Source organism: Ensifer sp. D2-11 (assembly GCF_054161295.1).
Genome location: NZ_CP096434.1, coordinates 366,123 through 385,849 on the forward strand (window position 1 = coordinate 366,123; position 19,727 = coordinate 385,849).

Here is a 19,727-nt window from a genome sequence, read left to right on the forward strand (position 1 = left end):
CGCATCCCGCGTCTCAATTTCTTGGAATCGATCACCTTCATGTTTTTAGGTCGACTCGACCGAAAAGCATGAACGTGATCTAGAGCACCGACACGTCGAAGCTCAAGAGTGCTTTAATGGCCCACGTAGCCCATTCAGTAGGCCGGCATCAGGCCACCGGTTTGCTTGCGCGGATCGCAAAGCGGTGCTGGCTTCTTCGTGCGAGGCCCTTGAACAGATTCCAATTCTTCGCCTGCATCCGATGTATCTCTCCGAGATCGGTATCGACTGTTATATCGGCGAAGCCGGCGGCCCGCAGCAGCCCGACTACGGCCTCGGCGCGCGCCCCTTGCGAGAAGTGGACGCGGGCAAGAATGCTTCGATGCGTTTCCAGCATCTCCCGCGGCTGGGACGGCGCGTCGGGGCTGAGGAGCCCGACACGCTGCCCCCAGGCGTTGAGCGACGAAAAGAACCCTTCGAGCCGGGTCACATTGACGAAATCGCCATCGACGATCAGCACCCTGCCGCCTGGCTTCAGCACGCGAAGCCATTCCCTGAAGGCGGCGGCCGGATCGACGAGCGTCCATACCAGATGCCGGTTGACGACCACGTCATAATGGTCGTCCGGCTCCATGGTATTTTCCGCATCGCCCATGCGGAAGGAAATATCGCGTCCGCGGCTCTTCGCCTTTTGCCGTGCGCGTTCGAGCATCGGTTCGGACCAGTCCATGCCAGCCACCCGGAAGCCGAGATCGTCGAGAAGGTGCGAGACCACCCCGGTCCCGCTTGCAAGGTCGAGTGCCGAGCGGCCGGCTCCTTCGCCGAGATGGCGCAGGATGAGCCGATGCCAGGCGGCGCGTTCCTCCTCGGAAAAAATCTCGTGGCCGGGAGAGAGATCGAAAGTGGCCGCACGTTCCGACCAATAGGCTTTGATTTCGTCGCGAAGATCATAGTTGGGCCGCGTTGCCACGTCGCTCATTTTCGGTCCCGGTCTCGTCTGTTTGGAAGCGTTCTAAAAGATATATGTTGACCGGTAAAGTCATGAAATATTAGAAGGCATCGAATTTCCATGGAGCAGGGAACGATGAAGCTTTTCAATATCGTGGCCGGTGCCGCCGCGGGTTTCTGCGTGCTCATTTCGAGCGTTGCGCTTGCCGACACCGTCAAGCTGACGGACGTAACCGGTCGCGAGGTCGAGGTCAACGTGCCGGTCGAGCATGTGATCCTCGGCGAGGGGCGCCAGGTCTACTTCGTCGGCGCTCTCGACAAGGACGAGCCGTTCAAGCGCGTCGTCGGCTGGCGCGACGACCTCGCCAAGGCCGACCCGGAAACCTACGCCGCCTATCTCGCGAAGTACCCCGACATTGCCAAGCTCCCGACCTTCGGCGGCATGAAGGACGGAACTTTCGACATCGAACAGGCGGTCGCGCTGAAGCCCGACGTCATGCTGATGAATATCGACGCCAAAACGGCGACGGAGGAGGCTGGTTATATCGAGAAGCTCGAGAAGGTCGGTATCCCGCTCGTCTATGTCGATTTCCGCGAAAAGCCGATGGAGAACACGGAGCCGAGCATGCGCCTCATCGGCAAGCTCTTCGGCAAGGAGGAAAAGGCCGAGGAATTCATCAAGTTCCGTGCCGACAGCATCGCCAAGGTGACCGATGCCCTCGCCAAGGCCAACCCGAAGAAGCCGCTCGTTTTCATGGAGCGCGCCGGCGGTTATTCGGATGACTGCTGCATGTCCTTCGGTAACGAGAATTTCGGCAGGATGGTCGAGTTCGCGGGCGGCGTGAACATGGCGAAGGACATCATTCCCGGCACCTTCGGCACCGTCAATCCGGAGCAGGTCATCGCATCCAATCCCGATCAGATCATCATCACGGGCGGCAACTGGGAAGGTTATGTGCCCGGCGGAGCCTGGGTCGGCGTCGGCTATGGCGCGGACGAGAAGGAGGCGCAGCGTAAGCTCGAAGGTCTCACCGAGCGTCCGGCTTTCACGGGTGTGAAGGCAGTCAAGGACGGCAACGTCCATGCCGTCTGGCATCAGTTCTACAACAACCCCTATCAGTTCGTGGCCATTCAGCAGATGGCAAAGTGGCTTCACCCGGACCTCTTCGGCGATCTCGATCCCGAGGCGACGTTCAAGGAACTGCACGAGCGTTTCCTGCCGCTGCCTTACAAGAGCGGCTACTTCGTCTCCCTGAATGCAAGCCGGTAAGGCTCCGGATCGGAGGGCGAAAGCCCTCCGATCTCCTGTTCGCGAGGTTCTAATGCGAATACCGAGGAAAGTCCTTCCGGTCGCCTGTCGGCCAGATCATTTCGTCTCGCTTATCGGCGGAGGCGAATGATGGCTGCCGTCGCCGAGGAAATCGCAGGCATCGAAGGGCGCGGACGATACCGCGCCCTCGTCTTTCGCCGGCTCGTCATGCTCTCGGGCCTCGTTGCCGCGCTGTTCGTCTCCGTTGCCGTCGACATGGCGCTCGGCCCCGCGAACTATCCGCTTTCCGACGTCCTGACGGCGCTGTTTCATGCCGAGACCGTGAGCGATCAGCTCCGCGTCGTGATCTGGGATATACGCATGCCGATCGCCCTGATGGCGGTCACGGTCGGCGCCTCGCTGTCTCTGGCGGGTGCGCAAATGCAGACGATCCTGGCCAATCCGCTGGCGAGCCCGTTCACGCTCGGCATTTCGGCCGCCGCCGGCTTCGGCGCAGCGCTCGGGCTCGTCGCCGGCGTCGCCGTGTTCCCGGTCGCCGTCCAATATATGGTGCCGGTCAACGCCTTCCTGATGGCGATGGTGGCGGCGCTCTTCATCCATTTCGCCTCCACTATGCGCGGCGTCACCGTCGAGACGATCGTCCTTCTCGGTATCGCGCTCGTCTTCACCTTCAATGCGGCGCTGTCGCTGCTCGAATACCTCGCCTCCGAACAGGCGCTGGCGGCGGTCGTGTTCTGGACTATGGGGAGCCTCACCAAGGCAACCTGGCCGAAGGTCTGGGTCACCGGCGCGGTGCTGCTCGTTGCGGTACCGGTCTTCGCAAGGCGCGCCTGGGCGCTGACCGCGCTGCGGCTCGGCGAGGACAAGGCGGCGAGCTTCGGCATCAATGTCCGCCGGCTCAGGCTCGAAACGATGCTGACGGTCAGTCTGCTCGCGGCGATCCCGGTTTCCTTCGTCGGCACGATCGGTTTCGTCGGCCTGGTCGGGCCGCATATCGCCCGCATGCTCGTCGGCGAAGACCAGCGCTTCTTCCTGCCGGCCTCGGTGCTTTGCGGCGCATTGCTGCTCTCCGTCACCTCGGTCGTCAGCAAGATGCTCATCCCCGGTGCGGTGCTGCCGATCGGCATCATCACCGCGCTCGTCGGCGTCCCCTTCTTCTTCGTGCTGATCTTCACCAACAGGAAGCGCGCATGGTAAGCCTCGCTCTCAAGGATGTCGGTGCAACCTATGGCCGGCGCGTCGTTCTTTCCGACATCAATACCGGGACATTGAAAGGCGGGCATCTTACCGCCGTCATCGGCCCCAACGCGGCCGGGAAGTCGACGCTGTTCAAGCGGATCGCCGGCCTCGCCGCCGGCCCCGGCCTCGTACACCTATCCGACACGGCCAACGGTGCTGAGGCGATCTGCTACATGCCGCAGGACACCGGCGCCAATGCCGTCCTGACGGTCTACGAGTCGGTTCTGCTTTCTGCCAAGCAGGGATCGGGATGGAAGGTGAAGGACGGCGAACTGGCGGAGATCGATCGCGTGCTCGCGGCGCTCAAGATCAACGATCTCGCCTTCCGCGGACTTGGCGAACTATCCGGGGGACAGCGCCAGCTCGTCTCGATCGCACAGGCGCTCGTGCGCAAGCCGGAGGTTCTCCTGATGGACGAGCCGACCTCGGCGCTCGATCTCTTCCGCCAGATCGAGGTGCTCGGCTTCATGAAGCGCCTCGCCGCTCAATCCGGCATGGCGGTACTGATCGCCCTGCACGATCTCAATCATGCGCTGCGCTATTGCGAAGACACGATCGTGATCAGCGGCGGCTCCGTCGTCGCAAGCGGCCCGACGCACACGGTCGTCACGGCCGACATGCTGAAATCCGTCTACCGCGTCGAGGCGCGGGTCGAAGCCTGCTCCCGCGGCCGGCCGGTCATCATCGTCGACGACTCCATCACCTTCGGGTGAAGCGCCGCCGCTTCGGCTGCGGCCTCAAGCGGAGATGAAGGCGAAGGCGCGATCGCGCTCGGACATCTGCGCCACTTCGAGCGGCCAGGAAATGGCAAGCCGCGGGTCGAGCGGATTGAGCCCGCCTTCCGCGTCGGGCGCGTAGGGCTTGTCGTGCAGGTAGACGAGTTCGCAATTCTCGCTCAGCGTCTGGAAGCCATGGGCAAACCCGCCGGAGATCATCATCGAGCGGGCATTCTCGGCACTCAGGATTTCACCGTGCCATTGCAGATAGGTGGGTGAATCCGGCCTGATGTCGACGGCGACGTCGAAAACGGCGCCGGCCAGGCACGAGACGAACTTCGCCTCGTCATGGGGCGGCCGCTGGAAGTGCATGCCACGGATCGTGCCCTTCGCTCGCGTCAGGGTGTGGTTGATCTGCGAGATCGTTCCGTCAGCTCCGAAATCGCGCAATTCGTCCCGGCAGAAGAAGCGTGAGAAAAAGCCGCGTTCGTCACCGGTTTGCTTGCGCTCGACGACCGTGAGGCCGGCGAGAGACGTGGAGAGACGATTGAAGCGCGACATGAATTCCTCGATACAGCGTTTCCGACCGGTGCTTCTTGCACGATCCGGCGTTGACGCGGCAAGCGCTAACTGGAAAAGAGGAAACCGAGACAGCCCTCTACAGCGACGGCGAAATCCGGGAGTTCGAATGTCGGAGTCATCATGATCGAGGTGCATCCCTCGGCTAAGATCAGCCCGCTCTGCGATATCGAGGATTCCGTGCGCGGCACACGGATCGTCGTCGGAGAAGCATCGGTCATCGACAGCTTCGTCAAGGTCAAACCGGTGGGCGGCACCGGCGATCTCACGATCGGCCGCTTCTGTTATGTCAACAGCGGCTGCGTCTTCTACACCGGCAACGGGATAAGCATAGCAGACAATGTCTTGATCGCGGCCAATTGTACCTTCGCTCCGGTCAATCACGCCTATGGCGACCGGGATCGCCTGATCCGGGAACAGGGCTTCCTGCCGAGCCGCGGCGGCATCCTCGTCGAGGAGGATGTCTGGATCGGGGCGAATTCGGTGATCCTGGACGGCGCCCTGTTGCGCAAGGGCTGTGTCATTGCCGCCGGGTCCATCGTGCGCGGCGAGGTCGAAGCCTACACCGTCTGCGGCGGCAATCCGCTGAGGCGCCTGGGGGTGCGCTCGTGATGTTCACGGTTTTCGGCGGCTCCGGTTTCATCGGGCGCAATCTCGTCCGCCGATTGCGCGAAAGGGGTGCCGAGGTGCGTGTTCCTTCCCGCGCCGATATGCCTGCGGCCGGCGAGGACCTCGGCCATGTCATCTATGCCATCGGCCTTACGGCCGATTTCCGCACCCGGCCATTCGACACCATCGAAGCGCATGTCTCGCTCGCAGCGAAGCTCCTGCGTGAGAATGCGTTTTCCTCCTTTCTCTATCTCTCGTCCACTCGAGTCTATGCCGGCAGCGAAGATACGCGCGAGGAAGCCCGGCTGACGGCCTCGCCGCTCGATCCTTCGGATCTCTACAATCTCTCCAAGTTGACGGGGGAAGCGATCTGCCTCGCCTCCGGCCGCGAGAAGGTGCGGGTCGCCCGCTTGTCGAACGTCGTCGGGCCCGGCGAGGCGAAGTCGGACACGTTCCTGGGCGCGCTGTGCCGTGAGGCAGGCAGCGGCCGTATCCAGCTCCAAACCGCGCTCGAATCTAGCAAGGACTATATCTGGATCGACGATGCCGTGGACCTCCTCTTGCGGATCGCGCAGGAGGGCCGCCATTCCGTCTACAACGTCGCAAGCGGCCGTCAGACGAGCCACGCCGAGTGGTGCGCAGCCATCCAATCCCGGACGAAATGCTCCGTGGCTGTGGACGAAGGTGCGCCGACAGTTTCATTCGCATCGATCTCTGTCGACAGGTCGAAGGACGAGTTCGCTTTTGCTGCAGCACCTGTGCTAGAGCGCATCGCAGAAATCCTGGGCGAGGGAGAGCCGGACACCGGTTCCCACCCGCGGCCCTCCACAAGAAGCAGGATCTGACATGGACCCTATCGAACAATTCCGCACCGAGCGGGCGGCCGCGATCGGCGCCTATGGCCGTGACGGCGATTTCCAGGCGCTTTCGAACCGGTGGCGCGAGGCTTCTATGGCGAAGCGCTACGTCTATAATTTCGATTGGCTGGGGCGCCCGATCATCCAATATCCGCAGGATATCGTGGCGATGCAGGAGTTGATCTGGGCGACACGGCCCGATCTGGTGATCGAGACGGGGATCGCGCATGGCGGCTCGCTGATCATGAGCGCCTCGCTGCTCGCGATGCTCGACATGTGCGACGCGATCGAGGCGGGCGTTTCATTCGACCCCAGCCGGTCCAAGCGCAAGGTCATCGGCATCGACATCGACATCCGCCCCCACAACCGCGCGGCGATCGAGAGCCATCCGATGGCGAGCCGCATCCAGATGTTCGAGGGATCTTCCATCGATCCGGACATCGTCGCGCAGGTGCGTGAGGCGTCGGCCGGCTACAGCCGCGTCATGGTATGCCTCGATTCCATGCATACCCACGCGCATGTGCTCGCCGAGCTCGAAGCCTATGCGCCGATGGTGACGGCCGGCTGCTATTGCGTGGTCTTCGACACCCTGGTCGAAGACATGCCCGCGGGTTTCTTCGACGACCGCCCCTGGGACGTGGGCGACAATCCGAAGACCGCGGTGCATGAGTATCTGAAGTCTCATCCTGAGTTCGAGATCGACCGGTCGGTTCAGAACAAGTTGATGGTGACCGTTGCGCCGGATGGCTTCCTGAAGAGGCTTTGATCGGTCCGCTTCCTGTTTGAGGGAGATCGCCGCGGCTGCAAGTATCTTACCTTCCCAGTGCCGACAGCGTTTCCGCCTGCGCATAGCTCGTGGTCACCACTGGCAGGATGAGACGGCTTGGGAAAGCCTCTCCCGAGAAGATGCGCTGTTCTGCTCTGATGAAATCGGAGGCTCTCGCCAAGGTCGGCGGGATGCCGGACTGCGGATTGCGGTCGAAGCGTGGAAAGTTCGACGAGGCGATCTGCAGCCGGAGCCGGCATCCCTTGCGGAACAGGCGGCTAATGTGACCGAGGCGCACGGCGACTTCTTGCGGTTCGCCTCCTGCTTGTCTCGAACGGGACCAGCGCAGGATGCCGTCCACAATGCCGGAGCTTCCGCCATCCGCGCCGACTTCGCAGAGCCGTGCCGTCCAGTCACAGCTTGCGGCTGAGGACGATACCCAGAGGCGTGCTCTGACCAGTCCCGTAACCTCCAGATCTTCACCGAGCGGCTGGCCGGTGAAAATCACGACATCGTCGCGCGCTTCGATCGCGGCCTGGTCCACCGGGCCGGAGTTGCGGCCGAGCAAAAGGCCGGGCAGAAAAGTGGCGCCACCGGCAGTGGGAACCGGCTTCAACGGGTCGGAGATAAAGGAAGCGCTCGCCTGTTCGGCAGGCGTGGAGCCGAGCGAAAACCGGCTGCAATCGAGAATGAGCGACACCTCTATGCTGTCCGGAAGGGGCCAGTCGGGCGCGGCGTGCCAGGTGTTGGATCCGGAGCGGAAGTAGCGGACCACGGGGGATGCCGGTTCCCGCTCCTCGAGAGCGCTGTCGAAGAACCTTAGGGTTTCCTCCGGGAGATCGACGGTGGACGCAGCGTAACCCAGCCACTCCCGGCCCTGCCAGTCGGTCGGGTTGCCGTGCGACCAGGGACCGATGATAAGGCGGTCTGGCATGTACTCGCCTCGGGACCAGCGTGATCTCGCCTTCTCGAAGAGCTCGATCGACCCTTCCACGAAGATGTCGTTCCAGCCGCCGACCACGAGCAGCGCCGCCCGACTTTTCTCAACCCATTCGAGACGGTCGCGGTTGCGCTCGCCGGCGATCGCTTTCGAATCGAGCCAGTCCGCGAGGTATGGTGCAAGCTCGATGATCGCGTCATCGAGGACCGGAAGACGCTCGAAGGCGGCGTGAGGGCTCTCCCGCAAAGTCTGCAACAAAGCCCGGGCACGCTCGCGCATGTCTGCCGGCAAAAAAGAGATACGATGCTGCAGATGATCGGGACCAAGGGATTCGATCACCCAAAGCAGTATGAAGGCGAGTTCCACCGCTCCGCCGCGATACATCCAGGTTTCGCCGTGGCGGGCTGTGGTCAGCTGCGGCGCTATCGCCTTCAGACCTTCCGGGTTTTCCGCAAGAGCGAGGATCTGCGTCGCACCGACATAGGAGGCGCCGAACATCGCAACCGAGCCGTTGCAGAACGGCTGCATACGAAGCCAGCCGATGGTATCCGCCCCATCGCTCGCCTCGGTCTGGAAGGGGGTGAAATCGCCTTCCGAGCCGTAACGCCCTCGCGTATCCTGCACGACGACGGCATAGCCCCGTCCTAGAGCCGTCTGGAACTCCAATGCTGAAATGTACTGGGAGCCGAACGGCGTCTCCCGACGATACGGCGTTCGCTGCAGCAGAACGGGGCACGGCTCTTCCGTCGCGGGTAGCCAGATATCCGTCTTCAGCCTCACGCCATCGCGCATCGGGACATCTATATTGTCGAGCAGGCGGATCGTCGATTGCGTGTGCATCATGTTCACCGTCGGCCGACGAGCCGCTGGCGGAGCTGATCGAAAGACACGGCCAGGATCAAAAGTAAGCCCGTAGCGGCCTGCTGCCAGGACGAGTTGACGTTCATCAGCGTCAAGCCGTTGTTGAGAACGCCGACAATCAACAATCCGATCACGGTACCAAGCATGGTGCCGGTCCCGCCCTTCAGCGAGGTACCTCCGAGAATGACTGCCGTGACGACGGCAAGCTCCAATCCGAGACCCGTGGTTCCGGATGTGGAGCCGAGCTGCGAGGCGCTGATGAGACCGCCGAGCCCGATGAAGGCGCCGGAGAGGAGAAAGCCCGCGAATACCACGCCCTTGGTCCTGATGCCGACGAGGCGGGCAGCGTTTTCATTCGCGCCGATCGCATAGATCGAGCGGCCGAAGACGGAGCGTTTGAGCACGATGCCGACCATGATAGCAACGAGCAGGAAGACGAGCGCCGAGAGCGGAATGTTCAGGAAGGGACGCCAGATAGCCCAGTCGAAATTGGCGATCGGGATATTCCTGCCGCCGCCGATGGACTGCGTGAGGCCGCGAAAGATGGCCAGCGTCCCGAGCGTTGTGATGAGCGCGTTGACACCGATCCTCGTCACCAGAAAGCCGTTGATCAGGCCGATTCCGACGCCGACGAGCATAGCAAGCACGCTGGCCGGCAGAACCCCCAGGCTGTCGATGGTCAAGGCCAGCACGAGGGCGACGAAGGCGACGCCGCTACCGACCGACAGATCGAATTGGCCCGCAATCAGAAGCATTGTGCCTCCCGCGGCAAGAACGCCGGTGATCGAAAGCGCGGTGAAGACATTGACCCAGTTTCCCCAGGTCAGGAAGTAGGGTGAGCTCAGCGAGAAGAAGATGATCTCCGCGACAAGGAATGCGAGCAGGGCGGCCGATTCCGGCGCCCTGCGGATTGCCCTGTTCCGGTTGCGCTCCAGATCGGCCATGGGGAGGGTCTCGGATTGAAGATTATCAGGCATGGACACCGCCTCCTGCGGCTTCAGTCAGGGCTTCAGTCGAAATGCGCTCGTGCGGAATCTCAGCGACCATCCGTCCGCGCACCATGACCAGCGCGCGGCTGGCAACGGCCGTGATGTCCTCGTAATCCGAGCTGGCGACGACGATGGCGTGGCCCTTGGCAGCCAGTCCGGCGAGCACGCGGTAAATTTCCTGGCGGGCGCCGACGTCGACGCCGCGTGTCGGTTCGCTCAGCACGAGGATTTTCGAACCGGCTTCCAGCCACCGGCCTAGCAGAACCTTCTGCTGGTTGCCGCCGGACAGTTCCGTGATCAGTTGTTCGCCGGAAGCGGCGGCCTTGATGTGCAACGTGCGATGCCAGCGGCAATAGGCCTGGCGCAGCTTGCGGCGGTTCACGAAGCCGCGCCTGGCCAGGCGGCCCCAGCTGGGAGCTGAAAGATTTTCCGCAAGCGTCATCGTGCGAAGCACGCCGTCGGCCGCGCGATCCGCCGATAGATGGCCTATGCCAGCCGCAATCGCGTCCGCCGGGTGCCGGAAGTGCCTCGGCGAGCCTTCCACATACAGTGTTCCTTCGTCGAATGCGCGCGCGCCGACCAGCGAACTCGACAATTCCTGAACGCCCGAGCCGACCTTACCGTAGACGCCCAGGATCTCGCCCGGGTGCAACGCAAAGGAAACGTCTGAGAAGGAAGCAGACCCCAGGCCGGTTGCTTTCAGCACCGGAGGAGCGTCGGTCGATGGCGGTACGGCATGTCGCGCATAAGCGACCGCGCGGCCCACCATCGCCTCTATGACCTGGTCCTGAGTGACGTCGCCCGCCGCGCGATCGAGGGAAACGCGGCCGTCGCGCAGGACACACACCCGGTCGGCAAGCGCGAACACTTCGTCGAGCCGGTGGGTGATGTAGAGAATGGCGACGCCGCGTCCCGCAAGACGCCGAATCAACTGGAAGAGTTTGCGTGCCTCCGCGTCCGAGAGGGCCGCGGTCGCCTCGTCGAAAATAATGCATTTCGAGGCGCCTATCGTGGAGCGGGCGATCTCGATGATCTGCCGTTCGCCCAACCGCAGAGAGGCGACCTTCGCCTCCAGTGGAAGTTCGGTGCCAAGCATTTCCAGCGCCTGTCGTGCCAGTTCGCGCATGGACCGGTAATCGACGAGCCCGGCCCGCGTCGGCCATACACCGAGCAGAATGTTCTCCGCCACCGAGAGCGTCGGCGCATCGGCGATCTCCTGGGCGATCAAACGGATTCCCGCCGCGCGCGCATCTCCCACACCGCGAAAGGAGGCAACGGCGCCGTCCACAGAGATCGTGCCGCCGTCGGGCATGTGGTCTCCGGCCAGGATCCGCACGAATGTGGACTTGCCGGCCCCGTTCTCCCCCAGAAGGGCGGTAATCGTTCCTGCCGGCAGATCGAGGTCCACGCCATGGAGAACCTCGATCTGGCCGAACGATTTCCTGATGCCGCGTACGGCGAGGAAATCCGCCGTCATTTGCAGGCAAACTCCGGATAGACCTTGGAGATGTTCTCCGGCGTGATCAGTTCATGCGGAACGAGAATCTGCTGGTTGATCGTCTCGCCCTTGATGGCCTTCACCAGATTGGGAACGATCAGCTCGGCATACCGCTCCGGGAAATAGGCGGCAGTCGCGATGAAATGCGACGCAGTCCAGATCTGGCAATTGTCGGGGTCAAAGTTCTGGACGCCGAGATACAGGTCCTGGTTGCGACCCTGGGTGCGCGCCGCCGCAAGGGCGGCTATGACGACGTCCTCGTTGATGCCGACCGTGATGACCTTGGTGGCGCCGGGAAGAGCCGTCAACGTGTCGGTGAACTGGCGCTGCGCTGCATCGGCCTGCCCGCCGGCACCGGTGTCGATGATGCGAAGGTTCTGTACCGGCCCGCACACCGCTTCGAATGCCTTGCGGATGCCGCCCATGCGCTGGTCGTTGACGACGCCGACGGCCGTCGATTCCAGCGAGACGAAGGCGTCGTACTCGCAGTTGAAGTTTTTGGCGAAGTGCATACCCAGCTCGTGGCCCACGATCTCGCCGGCATAGGAATTGGCGGCACCGACGAAGGCCGTTTCGCAAGGTTTCTGTTCGATGTCGATGGCGATGACCGGCACCTGCGGGCCTTCGGCGCAGATGTTGGCAGCAGCGGCGGCGTCCGCCTGAAAGGTGACGAGGCCGTCGACATTCTGGGTCTTGAACTGGCGGGCGCAGTTGAGTGCCGTCGCTGCGTCGAGCTTGGAGTCGCAGGTGACCAGCTTGAAGCCAGCCGTTGCAGCAGCCTTCTCCATGCCGGCCTGAAGTGCATCGGGGAAGGGGACGCCGAGAATGAGCTGGGTGAATCCGATTGTCAGGCCTTCGGCGCTGCCGGGCTCGATCGCCTGAAACTTGGCGATCTCGGGAGGAAAGGTCGGGGCTGGTGCGTCCAGATTGATCTCCGCCGCGGTCGCCATCGGGCTTGCCAGCCCCATGGTGGCGGCAAAGACCAGGCCGATCAGCCGCCGCGCTCGGATGAAGTTCGTTGATTTTTCTGCAGGCATTTCAGGTCCTCCTCACCTGTTGACTATAGGTTTCTCGCGGGTCTCGAGTTGCAGCTCTCCCGGATTTGTCCGTTCAGCACACCTGGACCACTTGCAGACCGAGAAGTTCGCCGAGTTTTGCGATCTTGCGGGCGATGTGACCGACGCCGACGGCGCAGTGATGCGCCGGTCCCTGCGCGTTCCAGTCCTCCACGAAACGGCGCGCCCCGATATCGAACTTGTAGCGGCTGTTGGTATTCCCGATCTCGAGAATCGGACCAGGCACGGATTGTCCCTCCGCACATAGGAGGACGATCCGGCCCTCACGCTCGATCACGGAAAGAAGCGTCACGGGACCCTGCCTGACGGACATTTCGACGCTGATGCCGGAGCCGACCTTGCCGTGATAAACCTTGAGGGGACGTATCTTCGTTCTGCCTTCCGAAACCTTGATGTGCCCCGGTCCGTCATGCCCCATGAGGACGACGTCGTCGTTGAAGTCCATGGCGTAGTATTCGGTGAAGGATCCGCCCGCGCCGAAGGTGTCCATGATCTTCATCGCCTGGGCGTTCTTGATCTCGTACTCGCCCGCGACCGGAATGCCTGCCGCCGTCAGAAGCGAGCACCCGACGATCACCGATGCGATGAGATCCTCGTATTCATGCCCCGCCACCGATTCGTAATAGTAGGCGAGCGAGCCGAGCTTTTTCTGCTCGGCAAGCTTGCGCAGGGCCACGGCCGTATGCGCTGCCCGGTGCAGTTCGGCGGGATCGCAGTCCGGCTGGATGTCGAACTCGCTCCGGATATTTTCGAGGCAAAGCTCGACCTCCGCCTCGGTCGCCTCGCGCCGGAGCCGCGCGAGCTCGTCGATCTCGACGATCTCGATGTGGGTTCCGAAGGCGGCCGCTTGGGCGGTCAGGTCGGAATAGATGTCGAGCATGCCGTTATAGTACCGGCCCATCACGCCCAGGCGGTTATGTGCCATGACATGGGCGACCCGCGCCGCGTCCATCCAGTCGCCAATCTCCCGATCGACATGCGGATCGCCGTTGAGCATGCCCGTGATCTGGTGGAACGCGATGCCCGACCGCCGGAACACATTGGCGATTTCCGGTACCGGGCAGGCTCCGCAATGGGCGAGCCAGTCACCGGTCATCTTGGTCCTGTCGCCGAGCGCATTAAAGCTGTGGTAGTCGATCGCGGCCGCAGGCTGAAGATTGAGGATCACCACCGGCACGCGGGCTCGCCGGACCACGGGCAGAACGGTGGACGACAGAGCATAGGTAGTGACGTGAAGGAATATGATATCGACATCGGCCTCGCGAAAGCGGTGACCAGCGTCGTATGCCGCCTCGGCAGAGTCGATGAGGCCCAGGTTCACCACCTCGATGTCGGGTCGGGCCAATTTCTCGGCCATCTGTCCGACATAGCCTGTGAGCCGATCCTCCAGGCCCTCAAACTGGGGCCAGTAAGTGGACAGACCGATGCCGAAGAGGCCCACCTTCAAGATGCGGTCCGTCATGAGCGCCCCGCAACCGCAAGGCAAAGATCATGCTCCGGCAGCAGGCTCGTGCCTGCTGCCCCGTGCGGCGATCGGTTCATCATATCTCCTCCGAGGACCGCGCTCTCCCTGCGGCCATGGCGGCTTCCGTTGCCGACAGCCGAAACTTGCATCCCCGGGTAAACCCTAGCATCGCCCATGCGGATTGACATCATGGTCTTTTCCGCAAAAATGATCAGAAGCATATAAAAAGTGATCCTGAGGGGATGCCTTTGGCGGAGAACTATTTCCTCTATCTGCCCGATAACAGGCTGTGTTCGGCCTGGGGGTGCACGGCAGTATCGACCGGGCATACGAAAATACCTCCGCATTCGATCTACCCGCCGATACGTCATCCCGATGACCACCACTTCGACTGGAAAAGAGGGAGGATCCTCCAGGCCTATCAGGTGATCCTGATCGCGGACGGGCGGGGCATGTTCGAATTCGGACGGCGCGGGAAAACGCAACTGGTGGAAGGCGGATCGATCGTTCTCCTGTTCCCCGGCGTCTGGCATCGGTTTGCTCCGGATCCGGAACTGGGCTGGACGGAGAACTGGATAGAATGCCGAAGCGCGGCATTCGACTTTGCGCGTGCGATCGGCCTAATCGACCCGGCGCGCCCCGTCTTGCCCTCGGGGCCGGAATTCGCCGCCATTTTCGATGAGATTCACGACCGTGCTGTCGAAGACGGTTTGAAAAACCAGCCGGTCCTATCGACGCTCGGCCTGCAATTGCTGGCGCTACTTTCACAGCAGCAGGAAGGCGCCTCCGCTGCTCCTGCGGACCGGCTGGTCGAAAGGGCGCGCGTGCTCTTGATGGAACGCTGTGCGGACCAGATGCCGGTCGAGGAAATCGCCCGCGAACTCGGTGTCAGCTATTCCTATTTCCGGAGGGTATTCAAGGAGAAGACGGGAGCCTCACCCAAGCAGCACCAGATGGCGCTCAGGATCCGGCGGACACAGGACATCCTGACCAATACGGATAAGCCTATCAAGGAAATTGCCGCCTTGCTCGGATTTAGCTCGGCCTTTCACCTGTCGACCCAGTTCCAGGATCTGTTGGGATGCAGCCCGTCGGAATACCGGAGGCGATCGGGCAGCCTGGGCGAATGAGGTGCAGCGCGGCAGCCCGGCTCAGATCACCCGCACTTGCGGGATGGCGACGACGAAGCGGCCGCCCCAGGAGCGGATATAGGCGTGGGCGGCGACGATCTCGTCGGTCAGGTTCCAGGGCAGGATGACGACATAGTCGGGTTTTGCGGCCTCGATCCTGGCGGGATCGTAGATCGGAATGTGGCTGCCGGGCGAGAGCTTGCCCTGCTTCAGATCGTTGCGGTCGACGATGAAGTCGATGTCCGACGCGGTGAGCCCGCAGACGTTCAGGAAGGTGTTGCCCTTTGCTGCCGCGCCATAAGCCGCCACGCGCTTGTTTTCGCTTCTGGCGTCCGCGAGAAACGCGCGGAATCCATCGCAGACCGAAGCGATGCGCTTGCCGAAGGCGGCGTAGGTGGGCATCTGCGTGAGCCCGGCGCTTTCCTCCTCGGCCCGCACTTCGGCGAGCTTCTCGGTCGCCGGTCTCGTTCCGGTCACCGGCTGGGCGTAGACGCGCAGCGAGCCGCCATGGGTCGGCAGTTCCTCGACATCGAAGACCTTCAGCCCGCAAGCGGCGAAAATTCGTTCGACGGCCGCGAGCGACAGGTAGGAATAGTGCTCGTGATAGATCGTGTCGAATTGGATGCCTTGGATCAGCCGCAGGAGGTGCGGAAACTCGAAGGTAGCGACGCCGTCCGGCTTCAGGAGGATCGCAAAGCCGCTGACGAAATCGGCGATATCCGGCACATGCGCAAGAACATTGTTGGCGGCGGTGAGATCGGCATGGATGCCGCGGGCGACGAGCGCGTTGGCTGTGTCGCGGCCGAAGAAGGCGACATGGGTCGGCACGTTGCGGCCTTCGGCGATCCTCGCGGCATTGGCCGCCGGCTCGACGCCGAGCACGGGAATCTGCTTGGCCGCGAAATATTGCAGCAGGTAGCCGTCATTCGACGCGACTTCCACCACCTGCGAGCGGCCGTCGAGAGCGAAGCGTTCGGTCATCGCCTCTGCATAACGGCGCGCATGGTCGAGCCAGCTCGTCGAGAATGACGAGAGATAGTGGTAGTCGGCGTTGAAGATTTCGTCGGCCGCGACCGTCTCGGTGGTCTGGACGAGCAGGCATTCGGAACAGACCATCACCTTCAGCGGGAAAGCCTTCTCCCGGGCAATCGCCTCCTCGGTCCGTTCGAGAAACGAGTTGGACCAGGGCGTCGCCCCGAGGTCGGCCACAACGGTTTCAAGCGGGGTCGAGCAGAAGCGGCAGGAGTGGGACATCTTGGGTCAAAGGCCTTTCGTGAATGCTTCTATCTGATCGAGCGTGAGCTGACGCGCAGCTTCGCCGCGACGCCAGCCGTCGTACCAGCGCGCGGTCCACTCGATCGCCTGGCTCTGGGCGAGGCGGGGGCGCCAGGCGAGGGTCTCGCCGGCGAGAGCCGGATCAAGGCCGAGCGTTCGCATCTCGCGCGGTTGCTCGAGCGCCGAGACGTCATCCCATTCGGGGTCGAGCCCCATCGCGGCCTGCACTGCGTTCGCCAAGTCGCGCACGGGGATCGCCGGCTCGGAGGGCGAGGGGCCGAAATTCAGCGCATCGACATCGCTTTCGCCCTTGTAGAGCGCCTCGGCAAAGAGAAAGTAGCCGTTGAGACAATCGAGCACGTGCTGCCAGGGGCGCGTCGCGAGCGGGCTGCGGATGTTGAGCCGGGTGCCGGAAAGCGCGGCGCGCACGACGTCGGGCACCAGCCGGTCGGCGGAAAAGTCGCCGCCGCCGATCACATTGCCGCCGCGCGCCGTGGCGACACGAATGCCGCACTCTCTAAGATAGGCGCTGCGCCAGGTTGCGACGGCCAGCTCGCAGGCTGCCTTGGAGCCCGAATAGGGGTCGTGCCCGCCGAGCGTATCGCTCTCCCGGAAATGCCGTCCGCTCTCGTCGTTGCGATAGACCTTGTCGGTCGTCACAACGAGAACGGCTTTCACGGAAGGCGTCGCACGGACCGCTTCGAGCAGCCGGACCGTGCCCATGACATTGACGTCGAAGGTTTCGGCGGGCGCCGCATAGCCTTCGCGGACCAGCGGCTGCGCCGCCATATGCAGGACGATCTCCGGCTCGCTCTTCCGTGCAATCGTCGCGAGCGCTTCACCGTCGCGCATATCGCCGAATTGCCCGCCCGGGGCTCCGCTCGGATGCAGCAAGTCATGGAGCGACGGCCGGGAGGCGGGCGGAAGGGCATAGCCGGTCACATGCGCGCCCATCTCTTTGAGCCATACAGCCGCCCAGCTCCCCTTGAAGCCCGTATGGCCGGTTAGCAAGACGCGCTTTCCCGCCCAGAATTCCGGATCAGGGAGACGGCTCATGCCCAGATCTTCCAGGGAGCGCGGTTCTGCTGCCAAAGCTCCTCGAGCTGGGTCTTGTCGCGCAGCGTGTCCATCGGGCGCCAGAAACCGCCATGCGGGAAGGCCATCAGCTGCCCGTCACGCGCCAGGCCCTCGAGCGGCGCGCTTTCGAAGGGGACGTGATCTCCCTCTATGCGGTCGAGCACGGAGCGGTTGAGAACGAAGAAGCCGCCATTGATGCGGCCGTTATCGCCGGCCGGTTTCTCGGTAAAGCTCATGACCTGCCCGGCTTCGGTGGCGAGCGCACCATAGCGCCCCGGCGGCACGACGCTCGTCACCGTTGCCTCGCGGCCGTGACCCAGATGGAAATCGGTGAGCGCGCGGATATCGATATCGGCGACGCCGTCGCCATAGGTCAGGCAGAAGGTTTCGCCAAGATAGCCGGCGACGCGCTTCAGGCGTCCGCCGGTCATGGAATCCGGAGCCGTATCGACCAGCGTCACCCGCCAGGGTTCCGCACTGCTGGTGTGATAGGTGGTCTCGCCGGTCGCCAGGTCAAAGGTAACATCAGATGAGTGCAAAACGTAGTTGGAGAAGTATTCCTTGATCATGTAGCCGCGATAGCCGAGGCAGATCACGAAATCCGAAAAGCCGTAATGGCTGTAGATCTTCATGATGTGCCAGAGGATCGGGCGCCCGCCGATCTCGATCATAGGTTTCGGCCTGAGGTGGCTCTCCTCCGAAATGCGGGTGCCGTATCCGCCGGCGAGAATGACCACCTTCATGCCCACGACTTCCCTCTCCATACTGCCTTCGACCGCCATTTCGCGGATTGCCGCGCCGGCGGTTCATTGGAGCATTTTAGCCGCGATTGCAAGAATTGCGGTGGCGGGAACCGGTGTTGGCGCCCTGCAACCTAACCCCAAAGGACTATCGGCGGCGACCGCGGGTCTGCTTGCCGGGTCTAGGGCAAAGGCGCAGAATGCCCGCCGCTGGGGGCAATGGTTCACCGAGGGAGGAGCGAATCATGAACGACATGAGCCTCACCAATCTGCAAAACGGAATAACAATGGTCAGCGCTGCGGCGATCGAGGCATTTGCCGCGCGCCTGCGCGGGCGCATTCTGATTGCAACCGACGCCGCCTATGACGAGGCGCGCACGATCTGGAACGGCATGATCGACCGCAGGCCCGGGCTTATCGTGCAATGCGCCGGAGCTGCCGACGTCGTCAATGCGGTGCGCTTTGCGGCGGAGAACCAATTGCTCGTCGCGGTGCGCGGCGGCGGCCACAACATCGCCGGCAACGCGGTTTGCGACGGCGGCATGGTGATCGACCTCACGCCGATGAAATCGGTGCGGGTCGATGCGACGACGAAGACGGCCTGGGTCGAGCCGGGGGCGACGCTTGCCGATCTCGACATGGAGACGCAGGCCTTCCGCCTTGCTTTGCCGACCGGCATCAACTCGACGACCGGTATTGCCGGCCTGACGCTCGGCGGCGGATTCGGCTGGATCACGCGTAAATTCGGATTGACGATCGACAACCTGCTTTCGGCCGATGTGGTCACGGCGAACGGCGAGCTGGTGCGGGCGAGCCCCACCGAGCACCGCGACCTTTTCTGGGCCATCAGGGGCGGCGGCGGCAATTTCGGAGTCGTGACGGCCTTCGAATTCCGCCTGCACGAACTCGGCCCCGAGGTGCTCTCCGGGCTCGTCGTCCATCCCTTTGCCGAAGCGGAAAGTGTGCTTCAGCAATACAGGCAGGCGCTCGAAGATGCGCCGGACGAACTCACCTGCTGGGTGGTGATGCGCCAGGCGCCGCCTCTGCCCTTCCTTCCGGCCGAATGGCACGGCAAGGAGGTCGTCGTGCTCGCCATGTGCCATTGCGGCGATCTCGAAGCGGGCGAGAAGGCGGTGGCGGGGCTGCGGGCGATCGGCAATCCGATCGCCGACGTGGTATCGCCGCATCCCTTCGTCGGCTGGCAGCAGGCTTTCGACCCCTTACTCGCTCCGGGTGCCCGCAACTACTGGAAGAGCCACGACTTCATGGAGCTTTCCGATCAGGCGATCGGCATTCTCACCGAATCAATCCGGCAGTTGCCGGGCCCGGAATGCGAGATATTCATCGCCCATGTCGGCGGCGCCGCCGGTCGCGTCGCGCCCGAGGAAACCGCTTTCCCGCAGCGCAACTCGCACTTCGTCATGAACGTGCACGGGCGCTGGCGTGACGCGGCGATGGACCCGGCCTGCATCGACTGGGCGCGGCATCTCTTCGAGGCGGCAAAGCCCTATGCCGCCGGCACGGCCTACGTCAATTTCATGCCTGAGGACGAGATGGACCGGGTCGAGGCTGCCTACGGTGCGAATTATGGCCGGCTCGTCGAGATCAAGCGGCAATACGACCCGCTCAATCTCTTCCGGATGAACCAGAACGTCCGGCCGATAGAGGAACGCGGGGCGGCCTGAAGCGGGCGCCCTCGTTCGTAAGGTGACG

The 19,727-nt window shown here is 63.0% G+C and carries 18 protein-coding genes; 8 read left to right on the forward strand and 10 right to left on the reverse strand.

The window, feature by feature from the left end; all coding sequences use genetic code 11:
• Positions 1-148: 148 nt before the first annotated feature.
• Positions 149-958, reverse strand: coding sequence for a class I SAM-dependent methyltransferase (locus tag M1D34_RS18955; protein WP_498783638.1), 810 nt, complete (start codon positions 956-958; stop codon positions 149-151).
• Between the two features lie 105 nt (positions 959-1,063).
• On the opposite strand from M1D34_RS18955, the gene M1D34_RS18960 reads away from it, so the two are divergent.
• The 3 genes from M1D34_RS18960 to M1D34_RS18970 all read left to right on the forward strand — a co-directional run bounded on the left by M1D34_RS18960 (position 1,064) and on the right by M1D34_RS18970 (position 4,149).
• Positions 1,064-2,197, forward strand: coding sequence for an ABC transporter substrate-binding protein (locus tag M1D34_RS18960; protein ID WP_498783640.1), 1,134 nt, complete (start codon positions 1,064-1,066; stop codon positions 2,195-2,197).
• A gap of 129 nt (positions 2,198-2,326) precedes the next feature.
• The gene (locus tag M1D34_RS18965; RefSeq protein ID WP_014527857.1) at positions 2,327-3,394 is read left to right on the forward strand and encodes a FecCD family ABC transporter permease; all 1,068 of its coding nucleotides are present in this window, start codon (positions 2,327-2,329) and stop codon (positions 3,392-3,394) included.
• Positions 3,388-4,149: an ABC transporter ATP-binding protein gene (locus M1D34_RS18970; protein ID WP_010976078.1), complete on the forward strand. Its 762-nt coding sequence runs from the start codon at positions 3,388-3,390 to the stop codon at positions 4,147-4,149. The genes M1D34_RS18965 and M1D34_RS18970 overlap by 7 nt, the downstream gene beginning before the upstream one ends.
• Before the next feature lie 24 nt (positions 4,150-4,173).
• On the opposite strand, the gene rfbC is transcribed toward M1D34_RS18970, so the two are convergent.
• Positions 4,174-4,713: a dTDP-4-dehydrorhamnose 3,5-epimerase gene (rfbC, locus tag M1D34_RS18975; RefSeq protein WP_498783643.1), complete on the reverse strand. Its 540-nt coding sequence runs from the start codon at positions 4,711-4,713 to the stop codon at positions 4,174-4,176.
• 141 nt (positions 4,714-4,854) lie between these two features.
• Between rfbC and M1D34_RS18980 the strand changes: the two genes are divergently transcribed.
• From M1D34_RS18980 to M1D34_RS18990, 3 genes are read left to right on the forward strand one after another with little or no spacing between them, the layout of a single operon-like run.
• On the forward strand, positions 4,855-5,343 hold the full coding sequence (locus M1D34_RS18980; RefSeq protein WP_010976076.1) for an acyltransferase: 489 nt from the start codon (positions 4,855-4,857) through the stop codon (positions 5,341-5,343).
• The gene (locus M1D34_RS18985; protein ID WP_498783645.1) at positions 5,343-6,185 is read left to right on the forward strand and encodes an NAD-dependent epimerase/dehydratase family protein; all 843 of its coding nucleotides are present in this window, start codon (positions 5,343-5,345) and stop codon (positions 6,183-6,185) included. The genes M1D34_RS18980 and M1D34_RS18985 overlap by 1 nt, the downstream gene beginning before the upstream one ends.
• Position 6,186: 1 nt before the next feature.
• Complete coding sequence (locus M1D34_RS18990) at positions 6,187-6,963, forward strand: cephalosporin hydroxylase family protein (RefSeq protein ID WP_498783647.1); 777 nt, start codon at positions 6,187-6,189, stop codon at positions 6,961-6,963.
• Positions 6,964-7,009: 46 nt separating this feature from the next.
• Here the strand turns inward: M1D34_RS18990 and M1D34_RS18995 are convergent, their stop codons facing one another.
• From M1D34_RS18995 to M1D34_RS19015, 5 genes are all read right to left on the reverse strand, one after another.
• Positions 7,010-8,746, reverse strand: coding sequence for a CocE/NonD family hydrolase (locus M1D34_RS18995; RefSeq protein WP_498783649.1), 1,737 nt, complete (start codon positions 8,744-8,746; stop codon positions 7,010-7,012).
• 2 nt (positions 8,747-8,748) lie between these two features.
• Entirely contained in the window at positions 8,749-9,741 is a 993-nt protein-coding gene (locus M1D34_RS19000) for an ABC transporter permease (protein ID WP_498783651.1), read from the reverse strand.
• On the reverse strand, positions 9,734-11,230 hold the full coding sequence (locus tag M1D34_RS19005) for a sugar ABC transporter ATP-binding protein (RefSeq protein WP_498783653.1): 1,497 nt from the start codon (positions 11,228-11,230) through the stop codon (positions 9,734-9,736). The genes M1D34_RS19000 and M1D34_RS19005 overlap by 8 nt, the downstream gene beginning before the upstream one ends.
• Positions 11,227-12,288, reverse strand: coding sequence for a sugar ABC transporter substrate-binding protein (locus tag M1D34_RS19010; RefSeq protein ID WP_498783655.1), 1,062 nt, complete (start codon positions 12,286-12,288; stop codon positions 11,227-11,229). The genes M1D34_RS19005 and M1D34_RS19010 overlap by 4 nt, the downstream gene beginning before the upstream one ends.
• Before the next feature lie 73 nt (positions 12,289-12,361).
• On the reverse strand, positions 12,362-13,789 hold the full coding sequence (locus tag M1D34_RS19015; RefSeq protein WP_498783657.1) for an arabinose isomerase: 1,428 nt from the start codon (positions 13,787-13,789) through the stop codon (positions 12,362-12,364).
• Positions 13,790-14,034: 245 nt separating this feature from the next.
• On the opposite strand from M1D34_RS19015, the gene M1D34_RS19020 reads away from it, so the two are divergent.
• Positions 14,035-14,922 (forward strand): helix-turn-helix domain-containing protein, encoded by an 888-nt coding sequence (locus tag M1D34_RS19020; protein WP_498783659.1) that lies wholly within the window; start codon positions 14,035-14,037, stop codon positions 14,920-14,922.
• Positions 14,923-14,943: 21 nt separating this feature from the next.
• Here the strand turns inward: M1D34_RS19020 and M1D34_RS19025 are convergent, their stop codons facing one another.
• The 3 genes from M1D34_RS19025 to rfbF are packed head-to-tail and all read right to left on the reverse strand — an operon-like array spanning position 14,944 to position 18,017.
• The gene (locus tag M1D34_RS19025) at positions 14,944-16,176 is read right to left on the reverse strand and encodes a class I SAM-dependent methyltransferase (RefSeq protein ID WP_498783661.1); all 1,233 of its coding nucleotides are present in this window, start codon (positions 16,174-16,176) and stop codon (positions 14,944-14,946) included.
• A 6-nt stretch (positions 16,177-16,182) separates the two neighbouring features.
• Positions 16,183-17,253: a CDP-glucose 4,6-dehydratase gene (gene rfbG, locus M1D34_RS19030; protein ID WP_498783663.1), complete on the reverse strand. Its 1,071-nt coding sequence runs from the start codon at positions 17,251-17,253 to the stop codon at positions 16,183-16,185.
• Positions 17,250-18,017 carry a glucose-1-phosphate cytidylyltransferase gene (rfbF, locus tag M1D34_RS19035; protein WP_498784301.1) on the reverse strand — a complete coding sequence of 256 codons (768 nt, stop codon included), beginning with the start codon at positions 18,015-18,017 and terminating at the stop codon, positions 17,250-17,252. Before rfbF ends, rfbG begins: the two co-directional genes overlap by 4 nt.
• A 242-nt stretch (positions 18,018-18,259) precedes the next feature.
• Here rfbF and M1D34_RS19040 point away from each other — a divergent pair, with 242 nt between their 5' ends.
• The gene (locus tag M1D34_RS19040; RefSeq protein WP_498783665.1) at positions 18,260-19,699 is read left to right on the forward strand and encodes an FAD-binding oxidoreductase; all 1,440 of its coding nucleotides are present in this window, start codon (positions 18,260-18,262) and stop codon (positions 19,697-19,699) included.
• Positions 19,700-19,727 lie beyond the last annotated feature (28 nt).